29 protein-coding genes are annotated in these 25,892 nt (G+C 72.6%); 12 read left to right on the top strand and 17 right to left on the bottom strand.

Features of this window, described 5'->3' with window-relative positions:
- Positions 1-40: 40 nt before the first annotated feature.
- From ASD33_RS03760 to ASD33_RS35355, 5 genes are all read left to right on the top strand, one after another.
- Positions 41-967 carry a PrpF domain-containing protein gene (locus tag ASD33_RS03760; protein ID WP_157869986.1) on the top strand — a complete coding sequence of 309 codons (927 nt, stop codon included), beginning with the start codon at positions 41-43 and terminating at the stop codon, positions 965-967.
- Positions 968-1,058: 91 nt separating this feature from the next.
- A complete protein-coding gene (locus ASD33_RS03755) occupies positions 1,059-1,805 on the top strand; it encodes an SDR family oxidoreductase (RefSeq protein WP_056553045.1) in 747 nt (248 codons plus the stop codon).
- A 103-nt stretch (positions 1,806-1,908) separates the two neighbouring features.
- Entirely contained in the window at positions 1,909-3,474 is a 1,566-nt protein-coding gene (locus ASD33_RS03750; protein ID WP_056553041.1) for a class I tRNA ligase family protein, read from the top strand.
- Positions 3,475-3,603: 129 nt separating this feature from the next.
- Positions 3,604-4,908 carry a D-inositol-3-phosphate glycosyltransferase gene (mshA, locus tag ASD33_RS03745; protein WP_079044556.1) on the top strand — a complete coding sequence of 435 codons (1,305 nt, stop codon included), beginning with the start codon at positions 3,604-3,606 and terminating at the stop codon, positions 4,906-4,908.
- Positions 4,909-5,134: 226 nt separating this feature from the next.
- Positions 5,135-5,374 carry a hypothetical protein gene (locus ASD33_RS35355; protein ID WP_157869985.1) on the top strand — a complete coding sequence of 80 codons (240 nt, stop codon included), beginning with the start codon at positions 5,135-5,137 and terminating at the stop codon, positions 5,372-5,374.
- A gap of 103 nt (positions 5,375-5,477) precedes the next feature.
- Here ASD33_RS35355 and ASD33_RS03740 read toward each other — a convergent pair whose 3' ends face one another.
- From ASD33_RS03740 to ASD33_RS03710, 7 genes are all read right to left on the bottom strand, one after another.
- Positions 5,478-6,485, bottom strand: coding sequence for a helix-turn-helix transcriptional regulator (locus ASD33_RS03740; RefSeq protein ID WP_242426820.1), 1,008 nt, complete (start codon positions 6,483-6,485; stop codon positions 5,478-5,480).
- A gap of 179 nt (positions 6,486-6,664) precedes the next feature.
- Positions 6,665-7,678 carry a helix-turn-helix domain-containing protein gene (locus tag ASD33_RS03735; protein WP_242426819.1) on the bottom strand — a complete coding sequence of 338 codons (1,014 nt, stop codon included), beginning with the start codon at positions 7,676-7,678 and terminating at the stop codon, positions 6,665-6,667.
- 123 nt (positions 7,679-7,801) lie between these two features.
- Positions 7,802-8,242 (bottom strand): transcriptional repressor, encoded by a 441-nt coding sequence (locus ASD33_RS03730; protein WP_063991893.1) that lies wholly within the window; start codon positions 8,240-8,242, stop codon positions 7,802-7,804.
- 111 nt (positions 8,243-8,353) lie between these two features.
- Positions 8,354-9,247 (bottom strand): class I SAM-dependent methyltransferase, encoded by an 894-nt coding sequence (locus ASD33_RS03725; RefSeq protein WP_056553030.1) that lies wholly within the window; start codon positions 9,245-9,247, stop codon positions 8,354-8,356.
- A gap of 157 nt (positions 9,248-9,404) precedes the next feature.
- Complete coding sequence (locus ASD33_RS36025; RefSeq protein ID WP_242426818.1) at positions 9,405-9,680, bottom strand: GNAT family N-acetyltransferase; 276 nt, start codon at positions 9,678-9,680, stop codon at positions 9,405-9,407.
- 322 nt (positions 9,681-10,002) lie between these two features.
- Positions 10,003-10,911 (bottom strand): M56 family metallopeptidase, encoded by a 909-nt coding sequence (locus ASD33_RS03715; RefSeq protein ID WP_056553027.1) that lies wholly within the window; start codon positions 10,909-10,911, stop codon positions 10,003-10,005.
- Positions 10,908-11,306: a BlaI/MecI/CopY family transcriptional regulator gene (locus ASD33_RS03710; protein ID WP_056553853.1), complete on the bottom strand. Its 399-nt coding sequence runs from the start codon at positions 11,304-11,306 to the stop codon at positions 10,908-10,910. The genes ASD33_RS03715 and ASD33_RS03710 overlap by 4 nt, the downstream gene beginning before the upstream one ends.
- Before the next feature lie 83 nt (positions 11,307-11,389).
- Here ASD33_RS03710 and ASD33_RS03705 point away from each other — a divergent pair, with 83 nt between their 5' ends.
- Complete coding sequence (locus ASD33_RS03705) at positions 11,390-11,569, top strand: hypothetical protein (RefSeq protein WP_056553024.1); 180 nt, start codon at positions 11,390-11,392, stop codon at positions 11,567-11,569.
- A gap of 41 nt (positions 11,570-11,610) precedes the next feature.
- Here ASD33_RS03705 and ASD33_RS03700 read toward each other — a convergent pair whose 3' ends face one another.
- The 3 genes from ASD33_RS03700 to ASD33_RS03690 form a co-directional block, all read right to left on the bottom strand.
- Positions 11,611-11,892, bottom strand: a complete 282-nt coding sequence (locus ASD33_RS03700; protein ID WP_015035316.1) for a metal-sensitive transcriptional regulator — start codon at positions 11,890-11,892, stop codon at positions 11,611-11,613.
- Between the two features lie 47 nt (positions 11,893-11,939).
- Positions 11,940-14,207, bottom strand: coding sequence for a heavy metal translocating P-type ATPase (locus ASD33_RS03695; RefSeq protein WP_056553021.1), 2,268 nt, complete (start codon positions 14,205-14,207; stop codon positions 11,940-11,942).
- A gap of 85 nt (positions 14,208-14,292) precedes the next feature.
- Positions 14,293-14,577, bottom strand: coding sequence for a heavy-metal-associated domain-containing protein (locus tag ASD33_RS03690; protein WP_056553018.1), 285 nt, complete (start codon positions 14,575-14,577; stop codon positions 14,293-14,295).
- 217 nt (positions 14,578-14,794) lie between these two features.
- Here ASD33_RS03690 and ASD33_RS03685 point away from each other — a divergent pair, with 217 nt between their 5' ends.
- On the top strand, positions 14,795-15,781 hold the full coding sequence (locus tag ASD33_RS03685) for a hypothetical protein (protein ID WP_056553015.1): 987 nt from the start codon (positions 14,795-14,797) through the stop codon (positions 15,779-15,781).
- A 51-nt stretch (positions 15,782-15,832) separates the two neighbouring features.
- Positions 15,833-16,522: a copper homeostasis protein CutC gene (locus ASD33_RS03680; RefSeq protein WP_056553013.1), complete on the top strand. Its 690-nt coding sequence runs from the start codon at positions 15,833-15,835 to the stop codon at positions 16,520-16,522.
- Between the two features lie 102 nt (positions 16,523-16,624).
- Here ASD33_RS03680 and ASD33_RS03675 read toward each other — a convergent pair whose 3' ends face one another.
- A complete protein-coding gene (locus ASD33_RS03675) occupies positions 16,625-17,218 on the bottom strand; it encodes a DUF2867 domain-containing protein (protein WP_056553010.1) in 594 nt (197 codons plus the stop codon).
- A gap of 109 nt (positions 17,219-17,327) precedes the next feature.
- Between ASD33_RS03675 and ASD33_RS03670 the strand changes: the two genes are divergently transcribed.
- Together ASD33_RS03670 and ASD33_RS03665 are read left to right on the top strand one after the other, a co-directional pair.
- Positions 17,328-17,918: a TetR/AcrR family transcriptional regulator gene (locus ASD33_RS03670; RefSeq protein WP_056553007.1), complete on the top strand. Its 591-nt coding sequence runs from the start codon at positions 17,328-17,330 to the stop codon at positions 17,916-17,918.
- A gap of 17 nt (positions 17,919-17,935) precedes the next feature.
- Positions 17,936-18,826: an aminoglycoside phosphotransferase family protein gene (locus tag ASD33_RS03665; protein WP_056553003.1), complete on the top strand. Its 891-nt coding sequence runs from the start codon at positions 17,936-17,938 to the stop codon at positions 18,824-18,826.
- An 83-nt stretch (positions 18,827-18,909) separates the two neighbouring features.
- On the opposite strand, the gene ASD33_RS03660 is transcribed toward ASD33_RS03665, so the two are convergent.
- The 3 genes from ASD33_RS03660 to ASD33_RS03650 form a co-directional block, all read right to left on the bottom strand.
- Entirely contained in the window at positions 18,910-19,482 is a 573-nt protein-coding gene (locus tag ASD33_RS03660) for a dihydrofolate reductase family protein (protein ID WP_056553000.1), read from the bottom strand.
- 77 nt (positions 19,483-19,559) lie between these two features.
- Positions 19,560-19,976, bottom strand: a complete 417-nt coding sequence (locus tag ASD33_RS03655) for a VOC family protein (RefSeq protein WP_056552997.1) — start codon at positions 19,974-19,976, stop codon at positions 19,560-19,562.
- Positions 19,977-19,990: 14 nt separating this feature from the next.
- A complete protein-coding gene (locus ASD33_RS03650; protein WP_242426817.1) occupies positions 19,991-22,012 on the bottom strand; it encodes a UvrD-helicase domain-containing protein in 2,022 nt (673 codons plus the stop codon).
- A 228-nt stretch (positions 22,013-22,240) separates the two neighbouring features.
- Here ASD33_RS03650 and ASD33_RS03645 point away from each other — a divergent pair, with 228 nt between their 5' ends.
- Together ASD33_RS03645 and ASD33_RS03640 are read left to right on the top strand one after the other, a co-directional pair.
- The gene (locus ASD33_RS03645; protein ID WP_056552993.1) at positions 22,241-22,429 is read left to right on the top strand and encodes a hypothetical protein; all 189 of its coding nucleotides are present in this window, start codon (positions 22,241-22,243) and stop codon (positions 22,427-22,429) included.
- A 48-nt stretch (positions 22,430-22,477) separates the two neighbouring features.
- On the top strand, positions 22,478-22,807 hold the full coding sequence (locus ASD33_RS03640) for a hypothetical protein (RefSeq protein WP_056552990.1): 330 nt from the start codon (positions 22,478-22,480) through the stop codon (positions 22,805-22,807).
- A gap of 82 nt (positions 22,808-22,889) precedes the next feature.
- Here the strand turns inward: ASD33_RS03640 and ASD33_RS03635 are convergent, their stop codons facing one another.
- From ASD33_RS03635 to ASD33_RS03625, 3 genes are all read right to left on the bottom strand, one after another.
- Positions 22,890-24,530: a DNA repair helicase XPB gene (locus tag ASD33_RS03635; RefSeq protein ID WP_056552987.1), complete on the bottom strand. Its 1,641-nt coding sequence runs from the start codon at positions 24,528-24,530 to the stop codon at positions 22,890-22,892.
- Between the two features lie 93 nt (positions 24,531-24,623).
- Positions 24,624-25,094, bottom strand: a complete 471-nt coding sequence (locus ASD33_RS03630) for an NUDIX domain-containing protein (RefSeq protein WP_056553846.1) — start codon at positions 25,092-25,094, stop codon at positions 24,624-24,626.
- A 5-nt stretch (positions 25,095-25,099) separates the two neighbouring features.
- A complete protein-coding gene (locus ASD33_RS03625) occupies positions 25,100-25,840 on the bottom strand; it encodes a helix-turn-helix transcriptional regulator (RefSeq protein ID WP_056552984.1) in 741 nt (246 codons plus the stop codon).
- Positions 25,841-25,892 lie beyond the last annotated feature (52 nt).

Raw genomic sequence — 25,892 nt, 5'->3', positions numbered from 1 at the left:
GGACACGGCCGCGACGACCCTCGCGACCGCCCCTGGCTCTGTGACGGTTTCCGCCCCGGTGGCCGCCCCCGCCACCGTGACCGCCCTCGCGACCGTCCCCGTCACCGTCGTCCGCGCCGAGGACGCGCCCGGTCCCACCCTCGTCGTACGCCTCGACCGGCTCCCGGCCGGGGCACTGGCCCTGGCCGAGGAGCTGGCGTACCTGCGCCACGCCCTCGGTCGCACGCCGTACGCCGACCTCAACAAGATCGCGCTGTACGGGAGTTCGGCGCGGCCCGGCGTCGACCTCGACCACCGCTTCGTGCAGGCCCTCCCGGGCGGCGGCTTCGACTTCCGGGCCGGCTGCGGCCACTCCCTCCTCGCCTGTGTGGTCGCCGAAGGCCGCCGGGGCCCGGTCACGGTCCGCGCGGTGACGACGGGCGACACGGTGCTGTGCGAACCCGAGCCCGACGCGTACACCCTGCATTTCCTGCGACCGCCGGCCGTCCCCGGCACCCTCCCCACCGGCCGCCCCGTCGACCTCCTCGACGGCACCCCCGCCTCCCTCGTCCGGTACGGCAATCCGTACGTGTTCGTCGACGCCCGCCATCTCCGGGCGCGCGACGACGACGGCCTCCGGGACCGGCTCCTCCACCTCCGCGCCGAGGCCGCCCGGCTCCTCGGCCACCCGCCCCACTCCGCCCTCCCCAAGATCGCCGCCTTCGCCGCCGGACCCGACGGGCGGCTCTCCGTCCGCGCCCTCACCGTCGGCGGCTGGCACCCCCGGCTCGCCCTCACCGGGGCCGCCGCCCTCGCCGCAGCCGGGGCGCTCGACGGCACCGTCGTCCCGCCCGTCCACGGCGAGGTCCGCACCCCCGGCGGCCCGGTGACCGTCTCCACCGCGCCCGACCGCGTCCGCGTCCACCACAAGCGGGCCCGTGTCCTGGAAAGGCTCGACGTGCCGTGGCGTATCCACGCAACGGCGTGAACGCGCACCCCGCTCACCGGGCGCGCGGTCCGTTTCCTCTGCCACGCTGAAATGGACCGGCCATCGGTATCCGTGGGGAGAGCAGACACACATGAAATTCGAGAATCTGCGTGTCGTCGTGACCGGGGCGTCCCGCTATTTCGGTCGCGCGCTCGCCGTCGGATTCGCCCATCTCGGCGCCGAGGTCTATGTGTCGGCGCGAACCGTGGAGGCGGCCGAACGCACCCGCACCGAAGTCATGGGATCGGCCCGTGAGCGTATCCACGCCTTCGGCTGTGACCTCAGCAGGCCCGCCGAGATCCGCGAGTTCGCCGCCCGGGTCGGCGAACACACCGACCGCGTCGACCTGTTGGTCAACAACGGCGCCCGCTGGCTCGACGGCATGGACCTGGAGGCGGCCAGCGACGCCGAGATCGTCGAGACGATCGAGTCGACGGCCGGCGGCACCGTCCTCATGGTGAAGCACTTCCTGCCGCTGCTGCGCGGCTCGCTGCGGCCCGACATCGTGAACATGGTCGCCGTCCGCGACGCCGAGGGCGCCTCCGCGGCGACCGCCGGCGCCGCCCACGAGGCCTTCTGGGCGGCGAAGAGCGCCCAGGCAGGATTCGCCGACATCCTGTCGCGCCGGCTGCGGCCCTCCGGGGTCCGGGTGTTCTCCCTCTTCCCGCCGGACTTCTCGACCTCCGACCCGCGCTTCGCGGAATGGGACGGCTCGAATCCGGACGGAATAGCGCCCGACGAGAAGCTGACCACCCAGGCCCTTTTCGAATGCATCGTCTACGCGGTCGAGCAGCCGCGCGACTGCTTCATCCGCTCGTTCCACTTCGAGCCCCGCTGACCGCCCCGCCCGTCCACTTCGACCCGCTGACCGCCCTGCGCCGACCGCGCTCCGCCGCCCGCGACCGCTGAAGCCCACCGCACCACAGCGTCAAGGAGGTCCCATGAGCACCCCTGTCTGGATCACCGCGACTCCTCCCGCCACCCACGGCGAACTCCACATCGGCCACCTCGCGGGGCCGTACGTCGCCGCCGACGTCCTCACCCGCTATCTGCGCGCGGAGGGCGAGGCCGTCCGGTTCACCACCGGCACCGCCGACCACGCCAGCTCCGTCGAGGTCCGGGCGCTGCGCCACCACCGCAAGCCCGAGGAGGTCGCGGAGGGCTACCGGGCCGCGATCACCGCCGACTGGCTGCGCTCGGGCGTGGAGTTCGACCACATCGTGCGCCCGCGCCGCGACAAGGGCTACGGACGCTGGGTGCAGGACCTCTTCGGCCGGCTCTTCGCGCAGGGCGTGATCGCCCCGCGCACCCGGCTGCTGCCGTACTGCGAGCCCTGCGACCGCTGGCTGCACGGGGCGCACGCCACCGGCACCTGCCCGCACTGCGGCGCGGTCAGCGACGGCGGGATGTGCCACGAGTGCGCCCGCCCCAACGACGGCGGCGACCTGATCGGGGCGCGCTGCGCGCTCTGCGACACCCCGGCGGTGGCCCGCCGCTGCCGCCGGCTCTACGTCCCCCTGGAACCCTTCAGGGACACGCTCGCCGACTACTGGGCGACGGCCGGCCTCCCGCCGCGCCTCGCGGCCCTGTGCGAGTCGCTCGTCGAGGACGGCCTGCCGGACATCGCGGTCGGCCACCCCGCCGAGTGGGGGCTGCCGGTGCCGGTCGAGGGCTTCCCCGACCACCGGATCGACGGCTGCTTCGAGGCAGCAGCCATGCACCTCTTCGGCTACGACGTGACGGGGCCGCTGCCCCGCCGCGCCATCCACTTCTGCGGCTTCGGGCACGCCTTCTGCCACGCGGTGCTGCTGCCGGTGCTGCTGCTCGCGCAGGACATCAAGCTGCCGCAGGACTTCAACGTCAACGAGTCGTACGTCATCGAGGAGGGCGTCCAGGAGGGCAACGTCTGGGCGCTGGACCTGCTCACCGAGTACGGCTCCGACACCCTGCGCCGCCATGTCCTCCAGGCCCGTCCGCTGGGCCGCCGCACCGTCTTCCACCGGGAGCGGCTCGCGGCGGCCCGGCGCGAGCTGGACGAGAACTGGAACAGCTGGCTGTCCCGGCTCTTCGCCGCCGTTCGGGAGGAGTGCGGCGGGCTCGCCCCGCAGGCGCTGCCCGGCGGCACCGGCTGGGAGATCCTGGAGCGGCGGCTGCACCGGGGCGTGGACGATCTGCGCGAGGCGTACGGGCCCGACGCCTTCGATCCGCGCCGCGCGGTGGCCGTCCTCGACGAGATGGTCCGCTCGGCGGCCGACTTCGGCCACGTCAACGCCCACGAGCGGTGCCGGCCCAGTACCTCCTGCCGTCATCTCCCGGCGCTGGCCGCGCAGTTGGCGGTGGCCTCGGCCCTGTCGGCGTGGTCGCGGCCGGTGATGCCGGAGGGCGCGGACCGGCTCGCGGCGGCGCTCCATGTGGCACCGGGGCGGGCGGTCGACTGGCACGCGCTGACGGCGCCGCTGCCGGGGACGCGGCTGGCACCGCCGTCGGGTCCGGTCTTCGGGTTCTGACCCCCACTACTAAACAACTAAGTACGTCCGTAGGAATGTCCCCTGTCGCGTGACCGTGCGCGCGCGAGCGACGCGCAGGGACACGTGGCCCCCACTCCCCAGGAGCCCCACGTGTCCCTGCGCGTCGCCATGCTCAGCGTCCACACCTCCCCGCTCCACCAGCCAGGGACGGGGGACGCCGGCGGGATGAACGTCTACATGGTCGAGCTGTCCCGCGCCCTGGCCGAACAGGGCGTGGAGGTCGACCTGTTCACCCGCTGCCGGGGCGAGGGGTCGCCCCCGTTCGTCGAACTCGCCCCGGGCATAAGGGTCCGGCACCTGTACGCCGGGCCGCGCGAGGCCCTGCCGAAGGAGGCCATGCCCGACCTGGTGGTGCCGTTCTCGCTCGCCCTGCTCAAGGAGGAGCGGCGCTACGACCTGGTCCACTCCCACTACTGGCTCTCCGGGCAGGCGGGTCGGATCGCCTCGGTCGGCTGGCGCGTCCCGCTGGTGCACACCGCCCACACCCTGGCCCGGGTGAAGAACGCCTCCCTCGCCGCCGGTGACACCCCCGAGCCGGAGCTGCGGGTCAGGGGCGAGCACCAGGTGGTGTCCGCCGCCGACCGGCTGATCGCCAACACGGCCGACGAGGCGGAGGCGCTGCGCACCCTGTACGGGGCGGAGGGGGCGCGTACCGAGGTCGTCCGCCCCGGGGTCGACCTGCGGACCTTCAGCCCCGGGGACGGCCGGGCGGCGGCGAGGGCCAGGCTCGGGCTGCCCGCGGACGCCTTCGTCCCGCTCTACGCCGGCCGCATACAGCCCCTCAAGGGCCCGGACGTGCTCGTGCGGGCGGTCGCCGAACTGCTGCGGGAGGTGCCGGAACTGCGCCGCCGGCTACTGGTGCCGGTGGTCGGCGGCCACTCGGGCGCGAGCCGCGAGGGGACGGCCCGGCAGCTCGCCGCGGAGCTGGGGGTGACCGATGTGCTGCGGTCGTGCCCTCCCGTACGGCAGGAGCTGCTGGCCGACTGGTTCCGGGCGGCGGACGTCCTGGTGGTGCCCTCGCGCAGCGAGTCCTTCGGGCTGGTGGCGCTGGAGGCGCAGGCCTGCGGGACGCCGGTGCTCGCGGCGGCGGTGGGCGGGCTGCCGACGGCGGTGCGGGACGGGGTGACGGGGCTGTTGGTGCGCGGCCACGATCCGGTGGAGTACGCGCGGCGGCTGCGGTGGCTCGCGGAGCACCCGGAGGCGGTGGAGGCGATGGGGGAGGCGGCGGTCCGTCACGCGCGCGGGATGAGCTGGCGCGCTTCCGCCGCGCGGACGGTCGAGGTGTACCGGGGGGCGCTCGCGGAGACGCGCCGGCCGGCCGTGGTCGGGGTGGTGGGGCAGGGGCGGCGGCACGCCCCTGCCCCGACGGCCCCTCTCTCCTGGAGGAACGAGAAGGCCGTAGCACAAGTCTAGCATCTCTTTTGGTTCGACCAAAGATATGGGAAGCTCCGGATCCTTCAATTCCGTTGTACACATGGCGCATTGACGCATCCGCGCCATGGCGGGTCCACGCAGAGAGAATCCCTGGATTCGATTCGGGGGCCGGGACAGAATGGAGATGTCTTCAGGGAACGCCCGGCGGCACGGGCCCCCGGAAGGACGAATTCACATTCCACATCCTGGAGGAATCATGTCTGCTGTGCGCGCCACGGGGATGCGTAAGATCGTCCGTCAGTTCGCCGTCGCCGCGGCTGCCTGTCTGTCCGTCGCGGGCGGTGCGGCGCTCGTGACGGCCCCGGAAACCGCGTCGGCCGCTTCCCAGCATGTGGTGGCCGAAGGAACGGACGGCACCGCCACCGTCACCCCCACCCCCACGCCTTCCCCGTCCAACGGGAACGAATGGGACCGTGTCTCCCCGGCGCCGATTCCTGCCAATTGAGCGCCGTCGGGTAAAAGGCTCCGTGGCCGCCCTTTCCGGGCGGCCACGGATCCTTTGCATTCCCCGGGCAATTGCCGCCGGGCTGTGCGGAATTGGGCCTCCGTCAGTCCACCCAGCCCAGCCGGTAGGCGCGCACTCCGGCCTCGAAGCGGCTCGTCGCGCCCATCTCCTGCATCAGCTCGGACAGCATCCGGCTCACCGTCCGCAGCGACACCCCGAGCCCGCGCGCGATCTTCTCGTCCTTCATCCCGGAGGCGAGCATGCTCAGCGCCGCCCGCTGCTGCTCGGAGAGGCCGTCGCCGCCCTGCTCGGGCGCGGAGGCGTCCCCGTACGGCGAAGCGGTGTGCCAGCAGTGCTCGTACAGTGCGAGGTACGAGCGGACCAGGGCCGGCCCCCGGGCCAGCACCGCGCCCGCCGCCGGCTCCGCCGGATCCACCGGGACCACCGCGAACTGCGCGTCCGCGATGATCAGCGGCATCGGCACGGCCGGTGCGATCCGCACCTCCACCCCCGCCTCGACCCGGCGCCGCAGATGCTCCTGCACCTCCGGGGAGGAGCAGACCTGCTCGCTGTACATGGCGCGGACGCGCACCCCGTTGCCGATCTGCCGCCGGTCCCGGCTCAGCACCCGCTCGCCCACCTCGCGGTTCAGCGAGGTCAGATGCATGGACGCCAGACCGTGCTGGATGACGTCCGTGATGTCCTCGAGCACCTGCTGGATCCGCCGGTAGTCGCTGAGCAGCTCGACGTCGGCGTCCGAGCGCGTCAGTGATCCGGCCCGCAGATAGGCCCCCGCGAGCGTCTCCAGGGTGCTGTAAGCCCGGTCCGCCTCGTCCAGATGGTCGCGCAGCTGCTCCCGCTCGCGGTGCAGCAGCCGGAGCATGGCGATCTCCGGGTCGATCACGGCGACCGTGTCGCCGTCCTGCTGCCCCGCGGCGCCCTCGAACTCCCCCCGGGCTCCGTGCTGGGCGGGATTCGTCGGCACGATCAGCCCGAGGGAGGTCAGCTCGTCCCTACATCGCTCGTACTCCTCTGGTGCGAGCCGCAGTTGGGATCCCACCTCGCGCAGCCGGGACACCCCCCGCCTGCGTAATTCCTGGTAGAGGTCCACCACAGGATCGGGTGACCATCGCGCTCCCGTACTGCCGCCGCCGGTGATCATGGCGAAGTGACCCCCTGTTCGCTCGAGTCGCCCCCGCCCTCACCCTGTCATACGGCCAGGAGGGGTCCGTCATGCTTGGTCGCACCCATCGTGCGTCATCCGAACTCCTCCGGGGGAGCCCCCCGTCCTCACAGCCCGCGATCGGTCCCCTCGCTGTCCAGCAGTCCCAGCCGGGCCGCCTTCACGCCCGCCTCGAAGCGGCTCGCCGCCCCCAACTCCTGCATCACCTCGGACAGAAGCCGGCTGACCGTCCGCAGCGACACCCCCAGATTGCGGGCGATCTGCTCGTCCTTGATGCCGGAGGCCAGCATCAGCAGCGCCGTCCGCTGCTGTTCCGAGAGCCCGTCGCCGCCCCTCTCCGCCGGTTCCTCCTGGCCGTACGGGGCCGCCGCCGTCCAGCAGTACTCGTACAGCGCCAGATAGGACCGGACCAGGCCCGGACCGCGCGCGAGGATCGACGGGGACGAGGGCTCGTACGGGTCGGTCGGGAGCATCGCGAAGTTCTCGTCGGCCAGCACCATGTTCATCGGCACCACCGACGACAGCCGGATCTCCACGCCGACGGCGGCGCGCTCCTCCAGGTGCTGGGCCATCTCCGGCACCGAGGCGGCCCGGCGGCTGTACATGGCGCGGACCCGGACGCCCCGCCCGGCCCACAGCCGGTCCCGGTCCAGCTCACCGCCCATCTCCTCGCGCCGGACGGAGCCGGTGTGCATGAAGTGCGCGGCCGTCCGAACCGAGTCCGTCAGGTCCGCGAGGCTCCCCAGCACCCGGTCCGGAGCGTCGACGATCTCGACCTCCACCTCGGCCCTGGGCGTGGCTCCGGCCTGCAGGAACGGCCCGGCGAGGGCTTCGAGGGCGGTGTGCGTGCGGCTGGTCGCGGCCAGGCGTTCCTGGAGCCGGTCGCGCTCCCTGCGCAGCAGCCGCAGCAGGGCGACATCGGGATCGACGATCGCGGGGGCCGGGGACGCCCCGGAGCCGGCCGGTCCGCCGGCCTCGGTCAGTCCCAGGGCGGCGAGTTCGTCCCGGCAGCGCTCCCGCTCCTCGGCGGAGAGCTCGAAACGGTCCGCGACCTCGTCGAACGTGGCATCCGGGTGGATGCGGAGTTCCTGGTAGACGGCGAGGGCCTGATCGCCACCCACACGCGGAACGGCGGTGTTTCTGGACACTGCGCAGCAGACTCCCCTCGGTCCACCCGGACCCGTTGAATCGCCCCGCTAGACCCTGCCACAAAATCGAACGACACGCACGGAGTTGGGCCCTGCTCAGGCGGTGGGGGCGCTTGCCCGGCAATCGGGGCACAGCCCCTTGAAGACGATCTCCGCGTCGTCCACCCGCCACTCCGGCAGGGCGCCGCGGGGCGGCACCGGCGCGGCCGCCGACACGTTCTCCACCCGGCCGCAGACCGTGCACAGGGCGTGCTGGTGCGCGGGACCCGAGATCTCGAAGACGGCGGGCAGACCCGGCCGGTCGAACTTGCTGACCAGGCCCGTCTCCTGGAAGTGGCGCAGCATCTCGTACACGGCCTGGCTGGTCAGCGTGCCGAGCCGCTCCCGGGCGGTCGTCGTGATCGCCTCGACGTCGAGATGGCCGCCGGCGGCGAGCACCGTGAGCACCTCCAGGCGCGGGCCCGTGACCCGCAGCCCGACGTCACGCAGGCGCTGGATCACCGCCTCGCGGCCCGTCAGCTCTTCCACGACTGCCATCTTCTCCGCCCGCCACCTGGTCGGCCCAAACTTTTGTGTGCATCGTACCTCTTGCTCGTCAACCTCGTCAGGCGTGCGCGTCCACCCCGTCAGGTGCTCCGCCGCCTCCGGTCAGTCGTCCGCCCGGCACACGAGCAGGACGGACTCGGTCCGCTCGTCGATCCGGTGCCGCCGCCGCCCCTCGATGTGCAGCCCCGCCGAGTGCAGCTCGGCCGCGAGCCGCTCGGGGTCCACGATCCACTTGTCGGTGGTGAGCACGACCCGCTCCGTGGAGAGCTTCCCGGTCCGCGCCGTGTAGTACGTGATCCGCTCGCTCATCGACGGCAGGTCGAAGACCTGCCGGGCCACCACCCACTCGTCGATCCCGTCGAAGCGCGGCACCTGGAACGCCCAGGTCCGCCGCGGTTCCGCGATCAGCCCCGGCAGCTGGTGCGCGGTGTAGTCGAGGGCCAGCGCCCCGCCCGCCTCCAGGTGCCCGGCGACCTCCCGCAGCAGTCCGGGCCGCCGCGCCGGGGGTACGGCGGTGACCATGGCGCCCGCGAGCAGGGCCAGCCGGTAACTGCCGTCGAGGCGCAGCTCGTTGAGGTCCGCTCGGTGGGTCATGACGAGTCCCGCCACCTGCGGGCCGATCCGGCGGGCCCAGCCTTCGAGGCGCTCCAGGGCCGAGGCGTCCCGGTCCACGGCTTCCACGGCGAAGCCGTGCCGGGCGAACGGGACGGCGAGCCGCCCGGCTCCCGAGCCGAGGTCGAGGACGGGTCCGCCGGTGGAGCGGGCGAGGCTGAGGTACCGGACGATGTCCGCGCTGTGCGGGCCGAGCAGGGCGTCGTGCAGCCACACGGACGCCTCGTCGGCGGGGGAGACGGATTCGAGCCCGGGAAGGCTGTCCGGGGTGACCCGGACGCCGGCCCCGGGGGCGGGCTCGCGCTCCCGGCCGTATCGGGACGGCAGGACCGGCGCGAGCGCTGCGGGCACGACGGGCAGGGAAGTGCCGCTCGGTGTGTGCATCGCTCCTCCAGGGGCTCGCTCGGTCCATGCCGTCCGGACGAGGTACCCGTGCCGCCGGGACCGCGCCGCTGGACCCATCCTGACCTGGGGAGGGAGCCCCGATCCACCGGATCGGGCTGCGTGAACACGCGATGGCGTGGATCTGCCACGCCTCGGATCAGAGCCCGCGGCTCCAGCGCCGGGGGGAGAGGGCCGCGAAGCCCAGGTGCCGGTAGAAGGGAAGCGCCGGGTCGGACTCCGCCGGGAGCTCCACGCGCTGGTCGCGGGCGCCGAAGTCGCGCATCCGCTGGGTGGCCGCCGCCATCAGGGCCGTACCGACGCCCCCGCGCCGGGAACCGTCCGCCACGGCCAGGGCGTACACCTCGCCCTCGCCCGGTACGGGAACCCCGCCGGCCGCCGCTCCGACGATGGAGCCCGCCGTGTCGGTCGCCACGAGCCAGCCCAGCCAGCCGGGCGCGCCCCCCGGAATTTCAATTTCCGCGCGTATGCGGGGGAGTGCGCACTGTGCGGAGATCAGCCGGCCCATCGGGATTTCGTCGAGGATTCCCGTGTAGCTGCTCCGAATGGCATCGGCAAGCAGCCTGGATATCGTCGTCGCATCGCCGGCCGCGGCCGTCCGAACCCCAGCCAGCTGCATTGGTTTCGTACCCTTCGACGTGCCGAGCGTGAGCCCCAACATACCCACAATAGCGGGGAATTCAGTTGTCCGTGACCGATGCGAAATCTACGAATTCGCTTAGTAAATAGGGCGGTTATCAGGGGAACGAACAGCAGGCGACGATCAAGGGCGCCATCGCGAGAGCTGCGGAAGCGATGGTCAGCAGTCCGAGCAGAACGGGATGTCCCGCGCTGTGCGGAGTGAGGATGCGCCGCATCCGCACCGCCGCCGAAGGGCCGCCCGCGGCGAAGGCCGACCGGGGCGCCCGGCCCGAGGCCAGCGCGTACAGCGCGGTCGCCAGCGCGTCCCGCGTACACCGCCGCAACGCCCGGTCGTCCGCCGCCATTTCGAGCAGCAGCGGTACGGCGGGTCCGCCGTACCGGGCGAGCGGAAGGCGCGCGAAGACCGCCGCGAAGGCCTCCGCCGCCGCGACCAGGAGGTGGTGGCGCCCGGCGATGTGCGCCCGCTCGTGCGCGAGCGCTGCCGCCAGCTGGGCCGGGGTGAGGGTGCGCAGCGCGCCCGAGGAGACCACGACCCGGCGCGAGCGGCCGGGCAGGCAGTACACGGCGGGCCGCTCGTCGTCGAGGACGGTGGCGCGCAGGGCGGGGTCGTACCGCCCGACGAGCCGCAGCACACCGGCGTGCCGCAGCCGCGTCCGGCGGGCCCGGGCGAGACGGCGCGCGAACGCGGCGGCGGGCAGCGACAGGACGAGCAGGGAGAGCGAAAAAGCGAACCGCTCGCGCCCGTCGAGGTTCATGACCTGCGCGAGCGTGGGCGGTTCGAGGGTGTACACCATGTCGGCCAGCCGGTGGCTGCTCCCGGCCGGCAGGACCAGCTGGGCGGGGATCAGGGCGGTCGCCGCCGCGAAGACGGCGCCGCACGCGGCCCAGACGGCGAGGGCGAGCCGGGGCGCCTGCTGGGCCCAGCGTGACCGGCCCACCAGCCAGGGCACCAGGAAGCCGGTGAGCAGGACGAGCCCGAGCGGGACGAGGATGTGGTGGTTCACGCGCCGCCCCCGTCCCCCGGATGTGGATGCAGGTGCTGGTCGCCGCGGGCCGCGCGGAGGGCCGCGTCGAGGGCGTCCATGTCCTCGTCCGAGATGACCTCGACGAAGCGGAGCAGGGCCGCCGGGCGGTCCTGGCTGTCGCCGAGGGCGTCCCGCATCAGTCCGGCCGTGTACTCCTCGCGGCTGCGGACCGGTTCGTACAGCCAGGCCCGGCCGGCCTTCTCCCGGCGGAGCCAGCCCTTGCGGTGCAGGATGTCCGCGACGGTCATGACGGTCGTGTACGCGACCCGTCGTTCCCGGTTGATGTCGTCGACGATCTCGCGGACCGTGGCGGGCCGCTGCCAGGCCCACAGTCGGTCCATGATCTCGGCCTCCAGCTCTCCCAGCCGGCGCACGTGCATCCCCTCCCCCTACGGGCGGCTCATCGTACGGGCCGCTTCCCCCGGCCAGGTATACCCCCCAGGGGTACAGTGGCAGGATGTCGACCCTCCTGAAGACCCTTCTGGCGACCCCTACGAAGAACCGCCCCTGCGCGGAGGTCTGCGACTCCGGTCTCCCCGGATCGGTGGAGCTGGTGCTCCTCCGGCAGCTGCTCGGCCTCTGTCTCCGGCTGAGTCTCACGCTGTCCGCCGACTGCCCTTCACGCAAGAGCGGTTGATCTCCCCGACGGGCCCCCGCACCGGGGGCCCGCCGCCGGGCCTATGTCCGGATCAGCCGGGCGATGGCCTTCGACGCCTCGCCCACCTTCACCTTCGCCTGGTCTCCGCCCTGGGCGATGGCCTCCGTGACGCAGCAGCTGAGGTGCTCGTCCAGCAGGGCCACCGCGCAGGACTGGAGGGCCGCGTTGATCGCGGAGACCTGGGTGAGGACGTCGATGCAGTAGACGTCCTCGTCGACCATCCGCTGCACCCCCCTGACCTGACCCTCGATGCGGCGCAGGCGTCTGATGATGTCTTCCTTGTGCTGTCCGTAACCGGCCACGACGGGCTCCTCGGGGAGGGGGAGGGGGAGGGAGGGAAGGGCGTTCGTCAGCGGTCGGCGGCCTGGAAGCCCCGCAGGCGGAGGCTGTTGCCGACCACGAAGACCGAGGAGAAGGCCATGGCCGCGCCCGCGATCATCGGGTTGAGCAGTCCGGCCGCGGCGAGCGGCAGGGCCGCCACGTTGTAGGCGAAGGCCCAGAACAGGTTCGAGCGGATCGTGCCGAGCGTCTTGCGGGAGAGCCTGATCGCGTCGGCCGCGGCCCGCAGGTCGCCCCGTACGAGGGTCAGGTCGCCGGCCTCGATGGCGGCGTCCGTGCCGGTGCCCATCGCCAGGCCCAGGTCGGCCTGGGCGAGCGCGGCGGCGTCGTTGACGCCGTCGCCGACCATGGCGACCGAACGGCCCTCCGCCTGGAGCTTCTTGACCACGTCGACCTTGTCCTGCGGCATGACCTCCGCGATGACCTCGTCGATGCCGACCTCGGCGGCGACGGCCTCCGCGACCGCCTTGTTGTCACCGGTGAGCAGGATCGGCGTCAGACCGAGCGCGCGGAGCCGCTTGATGGCCTCGGCGCTGGTCTCCTTGACGGCGTCGGCGACCTCCAGGACCGCACGGGCCTCGCCGTCCCAGGCCACCGCGATGGCGGTCTTGCCGGTCTTCTCGGCGGCGTCCTTCGCGGACTTGAGGTCCGCGGGGAGCGCCATGGCCCACTCGTCGAGCAGCTTCTCGCGGCCGACGAGGACGGCGTGGCCCTCGACGACGCCCTGCACGCCGAGACCGGGAATGTTGGCGAAATCCTCGGGGGTCGGCAGGGTGCCGACCTTGGCGGCGGCGCCGGTGGCGACGGCCTGGGCGATCGGGTGCTCGGAGGAGTGCTCCAGGGCGCCGGCCAGGCGCAGCACGTCCGTCTCGTCGACGCCCTCGGCGGTGTGGACCTTGATCAGGGTCATCCGGCCGGTGGTGACGGTGCCGGTCTTGTCGAGGACGATCGTGTCGACCTTGCGGGTGGTCTCCAGGACCTCGGGTCCCTTGATCAGGATGCCGAGCTGGGCGCCGCGGCCGGTGCCGACCATGAGGGCGGTCGGGGTGGCCAGGCCGAGGGCGCAGGGGCAGGCGATGATCAGGACGGCGACGGCCGCGGTGAAGGCGGCGGTCAGGCCCTGACCCGTACCCAGCCAGAAGCCGAGGGTGCCGAGGGCGAGCGCGATGACGACCGGGACGAAGACGGCCGAGATCCGGTCGGCGAGGCGCTGGGCGGCGGCCTTGCCGTTCTGGGCGTCCTCGACGAGCTTCGCCATCCGGGCGAGCTGGGTGTCGGAGCCGACGCGGGTGGCCTCGACGACCAGTCGGCCGCCGGCGTTCAGGGTGGCGCCGGTGACGGAGTCGCCGACCGAGACCTCGACCGGGACGGACTCGCCGGTGAGCATGGAGGCGTCCACGGCGGACGAACCCTCGACGACGGTGCCGTCGGTGGCGATCTTCTCGCCGGGGCGGACCAGGAAGCGGTCCCCGACCTGCAGGTCGGCCGTCGGTACGGTGACCTCCTGGCCGTTCCTGAGGACGGTCACCTCCTTGGCGCCCAGCTGCATCAGCGCCTTGAGCGCGGCGCCCGCCTTGCGCTTCGAGCGGGCCTCGAAGTAGCGGCCCGCGAGGATGAAGGCGGTGACGCCGGCCGCGGCCTCCAGGTAGATGTTCCCGGCGCCGTCGGTACGGGCGATCGTGAACTCGAAGGCGTGGGTCATCCCCGGCGTGCCGGCGGTGCCGAAGAACAGCGCCCACAGGGACCACAGGAACGCGGCGATCGTGCCGACCGAGATCAGGGTGTCCATGGTGGCCGCGCCGTGCTTGGCGTTGGTCCAGGCGGCCTTGTGGAAGGGCCAGGCGGCGTAGACGACGACCGGCGCGGTGAGCGTGAGGCTCAGCCACTGCCAGTACTCGATCTGGAGCGCCGGGACCATCGCCATCGCGATGACCGGCACGGCGAGCGTGACGGCGGTGATCAGCCGCTGCTTGAGGGGCCGCAGCTCCTCGTCGGCCTTCTCCTCGTCGGTCGGGCCCTCCTCGCCGCCGCCGCTCGCGGGGCGCTCGGGCTGCGGTTCGGCGGCGGTGTAGCCGGTGGCCTCGACGGTGGCGATCAGCGCGGCGACGTCGATGTCGGCGTCGAAGGTGACCTTCGCCTTCTCGGTGGCGTAGTTGACGGTGGCCTCGACCCCGTCCATCCGGTTGAGCTTCTTCTCGATACGGGCCGCACATGAGGCGCAGGTCATGCCGCCGATGGCGAGCTCGACCTGGGCGGTCCCGGGTGTCGTCGTTGTCATGAGCTCCTGCTCCTCATTTGCGGGGTGTCGGGGGCCGGGGCCCGGGCGTGGTGGGCGGGCCCCGGCGGCCGAGGGGGCTGTTCGGTCAGGCGGCGCGGCCGGTGAGCTCGTAGCCCGCGTCGTCGACCGCCGCGGTGATCGCGGCGTCGTCGGGCTCGCCGCCCGTGGTCACGGTCACCAGGCCGGCGTCCACGTCGACGTCCACGGCGAGGACGCCGTCCAGGGCGCTGACGGACTTGGTGATCGCGGTCCTGCAGTGCCCGCAGGTCATGCCGGAGACGGCGTAGACCGTGGCGGTGCTGTCGGCGACCGCGACGGCGGTGGCCTCCGTGGTCGAGCAGCTGTTGTCGGGGGTGCAGCAGGAGCCCATGGCTTCCTCCTCGGTCGAATCCGGTCCGATACCCTCGGGGGGTATTCGGTTGTGAGTCCATGTATACCCCCCTCCCGTATCCGACGCAAGCCGTTCCCCGACTTGACTTGATACCCCCCAGGGGTATGGTGAAGTGCATCGGACAGCGCGGTGCGCCCCTCACGGGCGCGACGCGCCGCACGGATCAGCCACCCCACCCACGTACGGGAGAGCAGCCATGAACACCGGAGTGAAGATCACTGCCTACGCCGCCGCGCTCGCCGCGACCTTCGGGGCCGCGTACGGGGTGGGCACGGGCGTCGGCCCCGTCGAGGAGCCCAAGAAGGCAGAGCACGGCGACCACGCTGCCGCGCCCACCGCCACCAAGAGCCCCGCCGCCGACGGTCACGCCGGCCACGAGGAGGCCGCGCCCGCCGCCGCCGCGAACCTCCCCGGCGGCCTCCAGGTCTCCGACGGCGGCTACACCCTCGCCCTGGAGACCCCCGTCACCACCGCGGGCCGCAGCGTCCTGAAGTTCTCCGTCAAGGACGCCGCCGGCAAGAAGGTCACCGCCTTCACCACCGAGCACGGCAAGGAACTGCACTTCATCGTCGCCTCGCGCGACCTCAACACCTTCCGCCACCTGCACCCCGTGAAGGCGGCCGACGGCACCTGGACGACCCCCGTCGACCTGCCCGCCGCCGGCGGCTACAAGGCCTTCGCCGACTTCAAGCCCGCCGCGCCCGGCGCCAAGGGCGTCACGCTCGGCGCCGACCTCTCCGTACCGGGGGCGTACGCGCCGAAGCCGCTGCCCGCCATCGCGCCGACCGCGGCCGTCGACGGCTACCAGGTCCGCCTCGGTGGCACCCTGGACCCCGGCAAGGCCGGCGAGCTGCGGCTCACCGTCACCAAGGCCGGGAAGCCGGTCACCGACCTGGAGCCGTACCTCGGGGCGTACGGGCACCTCGTCGCCCTCCGCGACGGCGACCTCGCCTACCTCCACGTGCACCCGAACGAGGGCGGCCCCGGCCCCGACGTCTCCTTCACGGCGACGGCACCCAGCGCGGGCACGTACCGTCTGTTCCTGGACTTCCAGCACCAGGGAAAGGTACGGACGGCGGCCTTCACCGTGACGGCGGGCGCGAACGGGAAGGCGCCCGCGCAGGCGCCCGCTCCGGCGGCCTCCGCGACCGAGCACGGTGCGGGAGGGCACGCGCACGGCTAGTCTGGTCATTGGACTAGACCTATAGCCGTCATTCATGGAGGAATGGGCTCGATGAGCAACCGTGCAGTCCTTGAGGTGATCGCCCTCGACGAGGAAGACGCGGTCGCTGCCCAGACCGGTGGCGCCGACCGCCTCGAACTCGTCACCGACATGGCGGCGGACGGCCTCACCCCGTCCCGGACCGGCTTCGCCGCGATCCGCGCCGCCGTCGACATCCCGCTGCGCGTGATGCTCCGCCTCACCGACGGATTCGCGGCCGGCGACGTCGACGCCCTGGTCGGGCGGGCCCTGGACCTGCGCGAGGCGGGGGCGGACGAGTTCGTCCTCGGCTTCCTCACCCCCGACGGCGAGCCCGACCTCGTGGCCGTCGAGCGCCTCCTCGCCGTCCTCGACGGCGCCCGCTGGACCTTCCACCGGGCGATCGACCGCGCCGCCGACCGCGACGGCCTCCGCAAGCGCCTCGCCGACCTGCCCGGCCTCGACACCTACCTCACGGCCGGCGCCGCCACCGGCGTCGACGACGGCCTCGCCACCCTCAAGGCCGAGGCGGCCCGCACGGGCGAGCCCGGCTACGAGGCGCGGATCCTCGTCGGCGGCGGCCTCCGCCTCGACCACCTCCCCGAACTCCGCGCGGCCGGCCTGGACGCCTTCCACATCGGCGGCGCGGCCCGCCCCCGCGGCTGGGCGGCCCCGGTCTCCGCGGACGCGGTGCGGACGTGGCGGGAGGCGCTGGACGCGTAGGTCCCGGCGAGGGGGCGCCGACGGCCTGCACGCTCATGCCGGACGCCCCACGCGTACGGCTCGGCTCCCGGACGGTCCGAGCCGGACGCCGCCCGAACCGGGTCACCGCCCCGGCCGGCGCTCCCGGTCCCGCCAGGCGGCTTCCCGGCGGCGGGTCATCGCCGGATAGACGATCAGGTACCGGAAGGGCGCGATCAGGGCCATGTAGAGGCGGCCGAAGCGCCCGTTGGGCTTGACCAGGACCGCCATGCGGAGCTCGTGGCCGCCGTCGGGCGTCTCCACCCAGCCCAGGTGCATGACCGCGTGGACGGTCCTGTTCGCCAGCTCGCGGGCGCACTCGTCGTGCAGCTCGTACAGCGGGACGAACGGGCCGGGGCCGGCGGCGGGGTCCACCGTCTCCGTCAGCTCCTCCGGCAGGCGGTCGCGCAGCGACGGGACGCGCGGGCCGAGACCGGCCTTCGGGTCGTCCCAGCCGAGCAGGGCGCCCAGCTTCCAGCGCACCGCCATCAGGAACCTCGTCGGCCCGGACGGCTCGGTGAGGCTCGCGTCGGCCGTGATCGCGGCGAGCGCGGTCGCGAAGTCGTCGGGCCCGGCACCCGGGGTGCGGTAGGACCACACGTCCTCGGTCGTGAAGTCGGGGGTGAACTCGTGGATCCGCCACGGCCGGCCGGTGTGTTCGCGCACGGGAAGTCTCATGACCGCTGCCACCTTCGTTCTATACGCTGGCGTACAACTACGAGGTCAACCATGTCAGACCGAATGTACGGAGGCGTATATTCGGCCGCCGGGTGAGGAGGGACACACCATGGGCGCCGCACGCACACCGCGCGAACGATGGGTGGAGGAGGGCCTGACCGTCCTCGCCGACGGCGGCCCCGACGCCGTCCGGATCGAGGTGCTCGCCAAACGCCTCGGCGTCACCAAAGGCGGCTTCTACGGCTACTTCGCCGACCGCGACGCACTCCTCGCCGCCATGCTCGACACCTGGGAACGAGAAGCCACCGACCAGGTCATCGACCGCGTCCGGCAGGAGGAGGGCGGCGACCCGAGGGCCCTCATCACGCTCGCCGGCATGCTCACCTTCTCCGGCGACCGGCTGCGCCCCATCGACCTCGCCGTCCGCGACTGGGCCCGGCGCGACGAGACCGTCGCCGCCCGCCTGCGCCGCGTCGACAACCGGCGCATGGACCTGCTTCGCGAGATGATCGGCACCTTCTGTTCCGACCCCGACGAGGTCGAGGCCCGCGCCCTCCTCGCCTTCTGCGTGGCCATCGGCCACCACTTCCTCGCCGCCGACCACCGGGGCCGCACCCGCGCCGAGGTCCTCGCCCGGGCCGGAGACCTGATCCTGGAGGGGCCGGGGGAGCCGAAACCCCGTGGCCCGGAAGGCGCGTGACGGCTACCGTCGCGCGCATGACCTCTCCCGGCCCCGCCATCGACACCGCACTCGTCGAGCGGCTGATCGCCGCCCAGTTCCCCGACTGGGCGGGGCTTCCCGTACGGGAGGTCGACTCCGCCGGCACCGACAACGCGATGTTCCGGCTCGGTGACGAACTCGCCGTACGCCTGCCCAAGGCCGCCTGGTCGGAAGGCCAGGCCGAGAAGGAGCAGCGCTGGCTGCCCCACCTCGCACCGCACCTGCCCCTGCCCGTGCCGGTACCGGTCGGGCGGGGAGTGCCAGGGGAGGGATACGGCCGGGTCTGGTCGGTGTTCGCCTGGCTCGACGGGGACGACACGTACGACGCCCCGCTCACCGACCTCGCCCACACGGCCGTCGAACTGGGCCGCTTCGGCGCCGCCCTGCGCGTCGTCGACGCGGGCGACGGGCCCGCCTCCTCCCGGGGCGGCCCGGTCACCGGCTGGGAGGACGGCCACCTGCCGGGCGCCGTCCGGGACCTCGCCGCCGACGGCCTGGTCGACGCGGAACTCGCGACCGCCGCCTGGGAGTCGGTCCTCCGGCTCCCGCAGTGGGACGGCGCGCCCGTCTGGGTGCACGGCGACCTGCTCCCCGGCAACCTGCTCGGCCGCGACGGCCGGCTCAGCGCCGTCATCGACTTCGGCGCCCTCGGCACGGGCGACCCGGCCTGCGACACGATGCCCGCCTGGACGATGTTCACCGCCGACACCCGCCCCCTCTTCCGGGAGGCGGCCCGCGTCGACGACATGACCTGGGAGCGCGGGCGGGGCTGGGCACTCGCCTGGGGTCTGGTCACCGAGCACTACTACCGCGACACGAACCGGGTCCTGGCGGCGGTGGCCCGCCGCGCCCGGACGGAGGCACTCGCGGAGTACGCGAAGCTCTGACCCGCCCTGTCAGGGGCAGGACCCTGTCAGGGTCCTGCCCCTGACAGGGGGCGCCCCTCCCATGCCCCCGACCCTGTCAGGGTTCAGCGCACGACCTCGAAGACGTTCTTCTGCATGCCGTTCGCGTAGGCCTCGTGCTCGACGAGCTTCAGCTTCTGCGTGTCCTTGTCCGTGTCGCTGAACAGCCGCTTGCCCGCGCCGAGGAGCAGCGGGAAGACGAGCAGGTTGTACCGGTCGATCAGCCCGGCGTCCGAGAGCGACCGGCCCAGCGACGCGCTGCCGTGCATGATGATCGGGCCGCCCTCGGTCTCCTTCAGCGCGGCGACCTCGTCGAGCGAGCGCAGGATCGTGGTCTCGCCCCAGTTGTCCACGAGGTCGTCCTCGGTGAGCGTCGTCGACACCACGTACTTCGGCATCGCCTTGTAGGCCGCGAACTCCTCCATGTCGGGCCAGACGGGGCTGAACGCCTCGTAGCTGGTCCGGCCGAACAGCATCGCGGTGGCCTCCTGCTGCTCCTCGCCCTTGAGGGCGTACGCCTCCGGCAGGAACTCCATGTCCTTGAAGGTCCAGCCGGAGTTGCGGTAGCCGGGCTCGCCGCCGGGGGCCTCCACGACACCGTCGAGCGAGACGAAGGCGGTGCTGATCAGGGTGCGCATCTGGATCTCCCGTGAGGTTCGTGACTGGTGCTCAGCAGCACCGACTACAACCTATAGACGGGGGAGTACGCCGAAACTCATCGGTCGTGTCCGACCGGATCGGCGACGAGTTCCACCTCGAACCCGTCGGCGTTCTCCAGGTAGGCCGCGTAGACCCCCTCGCCCCCGGCGTACGGGTGCCGGTCCGCGAACAGCAGCCGCCAGCCGTGCGCCGGCGCCTCGGCGGCGAGCGCGTCGACGGCGGCCCGGTCCCCGGCGTGGAACGCCAGGTGGTTCAGGCCGGGCCGCAGCCGGTCGTGCCGGTCCGACGTACGGGCGGGGGACCGCTCGACGACCAGGTAGCAGGAGCCGAGCGCCCAGCTCCGGCCGCCCTCCCACCGCTGGAACGGCGCGTACCCGAGCGCGCCGAGCAGCCACCCGAAACTCTCCTCGGCGTGCTCCAGGTCCCCCACCCACACCTCGACGTGATGCAGCGACCCGACGGCGCCGCGCACGGGCCCCGCACCGCTCACAGCGCGCCCAACTGGTGCGGAACGGGAGCGGAGTGGACGACCGCGAGCCCCGACACCGCACGCGTCAGCGCCACGTACAGCCGGCGCAGCCCGGTCCGCTCGTCCGGTTCGCCGTCGACGACCGCCGCCGGCTCGTCCAGGACCACGTAGTCGTACTCCAGACCCTTCGCGAGCGAGGCGGGCACCAGCGTCAGACGCGACTCGGCGGTCGTCTCCTCACCGGGGGAGAGGTAGGCGAGACCGGCGGCCGTCAGCGCCTCCGCGAGCGGCGCGATCCGCGCGTCGGCGGCGATCAGACCGATCGAGCCCTCGTGCGCGAGCGCCTCGGCGCAGGCCGCGACGACCTCCGCGTCGAGCGCGTCCGTGTGCCGCACCTCCAGCGAACCGGGGTTCTCCCGCACCGACTCGACCGCCGCGAGCCCCGGCGACATGAACGGCAGCAGCCGCGAGGCGTACGCGATCACCTCGCGCGGCACGCGGAAACCGGCCGTCAGCTCCTCCACCAGGGCCTCCGGCTTGCCCAGGTGCCCGAGCGCCTGCGCCCAGCTCTCCGTCGCCCAGGGCGTCGTGCCCTGCGCCAGGTCGCCGAGGATCGTTGCCGAACCGGTCGTGCAGCGGCGGCCCACCGCCCGGTACTGCATCGGCGACAGGTCCTGCGCCTCGTCGAGGACCACGTGCCCGAGCGAGTGCGTCCGCTCCACCAGGTCCCGCGCCTCGTCGACGAGGACCGCGTCCGCCGCCGACCACTTCGCCGTCTTCACGCTGCGGGCCGGCTTCGCCCACAGCAGCAGCTTCTGCTCGTCCTCGGTGAGCAGCCCCTCGGCGTGCTCCGCCAGGAACTCGGCGTCGCCGAGCAGCCGCAGCACCAGCTTCGCGGGGTCCACCGCCGGCCAGCACTCCTTCACGACCGCCTTCACGGCGGCGTTCCGGGCGACCGTGTTCTGCACCCGGTCGTCGGGCGCCTCGCCCGCCTCCTCCATGCGGACCAGGACGGCGTGCGCGATGCGCTGCGGCAGCGCCTCGTGGGCGGCCCCGTACCGCATGTCCCGGTCCAGCAGCTCCCGCACCATCTCCTCGATCTCGTACGCGGGCACCCGCCAGCGGCGCGAGCCGCGCACCACCATCAGGGACTCCTTCGGCAGCGAGACGTGCGAGCGCAGCGCCCGGCGCAGCAGCTCCGCCATCCGGGCGTCGCCCTTGACGACCGCCGTCGCCGCCTCGTCCGTCCCCCGCACCTCGACGTGCGCGACGAGGTCGTCGACGGTGGCCTGCTTCACCTCCAGCTCGCCCAGGGCGGGCAGCACCTGCTCGATGTACTGGAGGAAGGACCGGTTCGGCCCGATGACCAGGGTGCCGGTGCGGGCGAGCCGCTCCCGGTGCGCGTAGAGGAGGTACGCGACACGGTGCAGGCCGACGGCCGTCTTGCCGGTGCCGGGGCCGCCCTGCACGCACACCGTCCCCGACAGGTCGGAGCGGACGATGCCGTCCTGCTCCGGCTGGATCGTGGCGACGATGTCGCGCATGGGGCCGACGCGGGGCCGCTCGATCTCGGTCTGGAGCAGCCGGCTGGTCCGCTCCAGCTCGCCGGGGTCGGAGAGGTGCTCGTCCTCGTACGCGGTCAGCTCGCCGCCGGTGTACCCGAAGCGGCGCCGCAGGCCGACGTCCTGCGGGTCCTTCCGCGAGGCCTGGTAGTACGGCTGCGAGACCGGCGCACGCCAGTCGATCACCATCGGGTCGCCCTGGGCGTCGTGGACGTGCCGGCGCCCGATGTAGAAACGCTGCCCCTCCTGCGTGGTGTGCAGGTAGTCGAGGCGCCCGAAGAACAGCGGCGTGTGGGAGAGGTCGGCCAGTGCCTTGATCCGCTCCTCGATCTGCCGGCCGAGGATCAGGGAGTTCACCCAGTTCGCGGTGACGTCCTTGATGTCGAGCGCCTCCACGTCCTCGCGCATCGCGCGCAGGGCGGCGCGGGAGGAGGCGAGATGGGCGCGCTCGTGCGCGAGCGGATCGGATGCGGACACAGTGAGGCCTCCGGGCAGGTGGATACGCGGACACGACAAGGTGGCCGCCGGTTTCCGACCGGACGGCGGCGCTCCACGAACGGGAAGCGGGGAAGCCGAGAAGTGTAACTCCGGCCGGGCGGCCGGGCGAACCACGGAACCCCTAGGGGGTGGGGTCCGACGTGAGGGGGACCCGGATTCCACCCCCAGGGCGATGTGTTCGTAATGTCCGAATTCGATGATGGAGGCATGACCGCGACGACCTTCACCCTCGTGACCACCGTCCCCCGCCCCCGCGTCCGCCCCCTCGGCACGGCGTTGCGCGCGATACGCGCCTTCGGCGGCGCGGCGGCCGCCGTGACCCTCCTCGGCGACTACGGCCCACCGGAGGCGGGCGTGCGGAACCCGCGACCTGAGTACGCGCCGGGCCCGGACTGAGTACGCGCACGGCTGTGGGCGCCGGGGGAGCGCTGATGTGATCGGCACATGACGACGAAGCCCGCCACGAGCACCGAGCCCGCCGCGACCGCGACCACCGGCACCCCGGCCACGGGCCCCAGCACCCGGGCCCTCCGCTTCACCGCAGCGGGCGGGTTCCTCTTCCTCGCGGTGTGCCTGGTGGTGACGGGCGCCCTGGGACTCCTCGACGCCGTCGACGGGGACGGCGTCGACGACGGCTTCATGGCGGCCGGCTTCTGGGCCGTGGGCCTGGGCGCCGCCACGGGCGTGGCGGCGCTGATCGGCCCCCGTAAGGGCCTGGTGGTCGCCCAGTACGCCCTGGGGGCCGCGGGTCCGCTCCTCGCGCTGATGGACTGAGCGCGCGAGGCCGGGCCCGGCCCCGTACGGGGCGGGGCGGAGCCCGTACGGGGCGGGGCGGAGCCCGTACGGGGCGGGGCGGCTACGGCGCGAGCAGTTCGTCCGCGTCGACGATCCGGTAGGCGTACCCCTGCTCGGCGAGGAACCGCTGCCGGTGGGCGGCGAAGTCCTGGTCGATGGTGTCGCGGGCGACGACCGAGTAGAAGTGCGCCTGGTGGCCGTCGGCCTTCGGCCGGAGGACACGGCCGAGGCGCTGTGCCTCCTCCTGGCGGGAGCCGAAGGTGCCGGACACCTGGATGGCGACGGTGGCCTCGGGCAGGTCGATGGAGAAGTTGGCGACCTTCGACACGACGAGGACGCTGATCTCGCCGGTGCGGAAGGCGTCGAAGAGCTTCTCGCGCTGCGCGTTCGGGGTCTCGCCCTTGATGACGGGGGCGTCGAGGTGCTCGCCGAGCTCGTCGAGCTGGTCGATGTACTGGCCGATGACGAGGATCTGCTGCCCCTCGAACTTCTTCACCAGGGCCTCGGTGACCTTCCGCTTGGTCGCCGTGGTGGCGCAGAAGCGGTACTTCTCCTCGGCCTCGGCGGTGGCGTAGGCGAGCCGCTCGGAGTCGGTCAGGTTGACGCGGACCTCGACGCAGTCGGCGGGCGCGATGTAGCCCTGCGCCTCGATCTCCTTCCAGGGGGCGTCGAACCGCTTGGGCCCGATGAGGGAGAAGACGTCGGACTCGCGCCCGTCCTCGCGGACGAGGGTGGCGGTGAGCCCGAGCCGCCGCCGGGCCTGGAGGTCGGCGGTGAACTTGAAGACGGGCGCGGGAAGCAGGTGGACCTCGTCGTAGACGATGAGTCCCCAGTCACGGGAGTCGAAGAGCTCCAGGTGGGGGTAGACGCCCTTCCGCCGGGTGGTGAGCACCTGGTACGTGGCGATGGTGACCGGCCGGATCTCCTTCTTCGTACCGCTGTACTCGCCGATCTCGTCCTCGGTCAGCGAGGTGCGCTTCACCAGCTCGCTCTTCCACTGGCGGGCGGAGACGGTGTTGGTGACCAGGATGAGCGTGGTCGCCTTGGCCTGGGCCATCGCACCGGCCCCGACCAGCGTCTTCCCGGCACCACACGGCAGGACGACGACGCCGGAGCCACCGTGCCAGAAGCCCTCGACGGCCTGCTTCTGGTACGGCCGCAGGGACCAGCCGTCCTCGGCGAGATCGATCCGGTGGGCCTCGCCGTCGACGTACCCGGCGAGGTCCTCGGCCGGCCAGCCCAGCTTGAGCAGCGTCTGCTTGATCTGTCCGCGCTCGGAGGGGTGGACGGCGACGGTGTCGGCGTCGATCCGCTCCCCGACCAGCGGCTGCACCTTCCGCGACCGCAGGATCTCCTCGAGGACCGGCCGGTCGGTGCTGGTCAGGACGAGCCCGTGGGTGGGGTGCTTGGAGAGGGTGAGGCGCCCGTAGCGGGCCATGGTCTCGGCGATGTCGACGAGGAGGGCGTGGGGCACGGGGTAGCGGGAGTACTCGACGAGCGCGTCGACGACCTGCTCGGCGTCGTGCCCGGCGGCCCGCGCGTTCCACAGCCCGAGGGGCGTCAGCCGATAGGTGTGAATGTGCTCGGGAGCCCGCTCCAGCTCGGCAAAGGGCGCGATGACCCGCCGACACGCCTCGGCGAGCTCGTGGTCGACCTCCAGGAGCAGCGTCTTGTCACTCTGGACGATAAGAGGTCCGTTCACGCGATCAGGTCCTTCCGACACCGTGCCGTCCCCATAACGGCCAATCCTCCAGTGTGCCCGACACGCGCGCCGGCCGGAGGCCCCTGAGGGCTTCTAGCCCAGGTAGGGATCCCGCCGCCGCTCGAGGAAGTGCCGGATCCGTAGCCGTTGTGTGTGGTGCATGGGAAGCGAGTCGAGTTCTTCGGGGGCCACGAAGCGGAGCTCCGTGCTCTCTTCCGAGACGGCCAGGTCCCCGCCCACGATCCGGGCGGTGAAACACACGTTGAACTGGCGGCGGACCTCTCCGTCGCTGTAGGCGATGACGTGCCGGGGATCGGTGTACGTACCGACGAGCCCGGTGACCTCGACATCGAGCCCGGTCTCCTCCTTGACCTCCCGCACGGCCGTACCGGGCAGCGAATCCCCCATGTCCATCGCCCCGCCGGGCAGCGCCCACAGACCGTTGTCCCGCCGCAGCTGGAGCAGCAGACGCCCGTGCGCGTCGGTGACGACGGCGGAGGCGGCGACGACGAGGCTGTTGGGGTCGGGGGCGGCGGGGTCGTCGTAGAACTCGGTTCGAGACACGACGCTCACCCTTCCATGGGCCGGGCGTTCTGCCATACGGCGTCGAAGCTCCCCGCGTAGGTGTCGAACATGCCGCCGCTGCTGTGACGCCGCAGGTGCCACACGGGTGCCCCGTAGGCGTTCACGCCCCACACGTGCGCGTTGACCAGCATGTGATCGTCGGCGCGGTACACGCTGTTGTAGAGCGTGGTTCCGTGCGTGCGCAGCTCGATTCCGGGCACGTCCGCGAGAGGCTGGTAGTGCAGGAACGCGAGACGGCAGCGGGACTCGATGCCGTGCCCGAATCTTTCCTCCCGACCGCGCTGCTGGACGTTCGGGGCGTCCGCGTCTCCCACCGCGACGCGAATCGCACACCCGTCGTCCGCCCGTTCGCGCAGGAGGTCGTTGAGGCGCGGGTACGCCTCGTGCAGGAAGACGGCCGCGTAGACCAGCACGTCGATGTGTTGCCGCGCCTGAGAGAGGAGCTCGACAAACACCGACACCGGGAGGTCTGCACGCTGGCCGTACAGTGCGACGAGTTCGGGGCTGACTGCTGCTGCGGCACGGGCTTGCCGGAGTGCAGGCCACAGAGCGTGCACGTCCTCCCCCAGAGCCTCCGCTGCCTGGAGCGCGGTTGCCCGACGGGGAGTCCGCCCGAGATTGACCCATCGTTCGACCGACTTCGGATCGACGCCGGTGATGTCCGCGAGGGCCGCGTGTGTCCAGCCGCCCGTCTCCATGACGGCTCGAAGCCGCTCGTTCGCCATGATGTGCTCCCTCGGCTTTCCGGACACTTCACGGGACGTTCTACCGTCTGCG

Origin of the sequence: Streptomyces sp. Root1304 (genome assembly GCF_001426405.1) — a bacterium.
In the GTDB taxonomy this organism is placed as follows: Bacteria; Actinomycetota; Actinomycetes; order Streptomycetales; family Streptomycetaceae; genus Streptomyces.
This window is presented reverse-complemented; position numbering and strand designations above follow the sequence as displayed.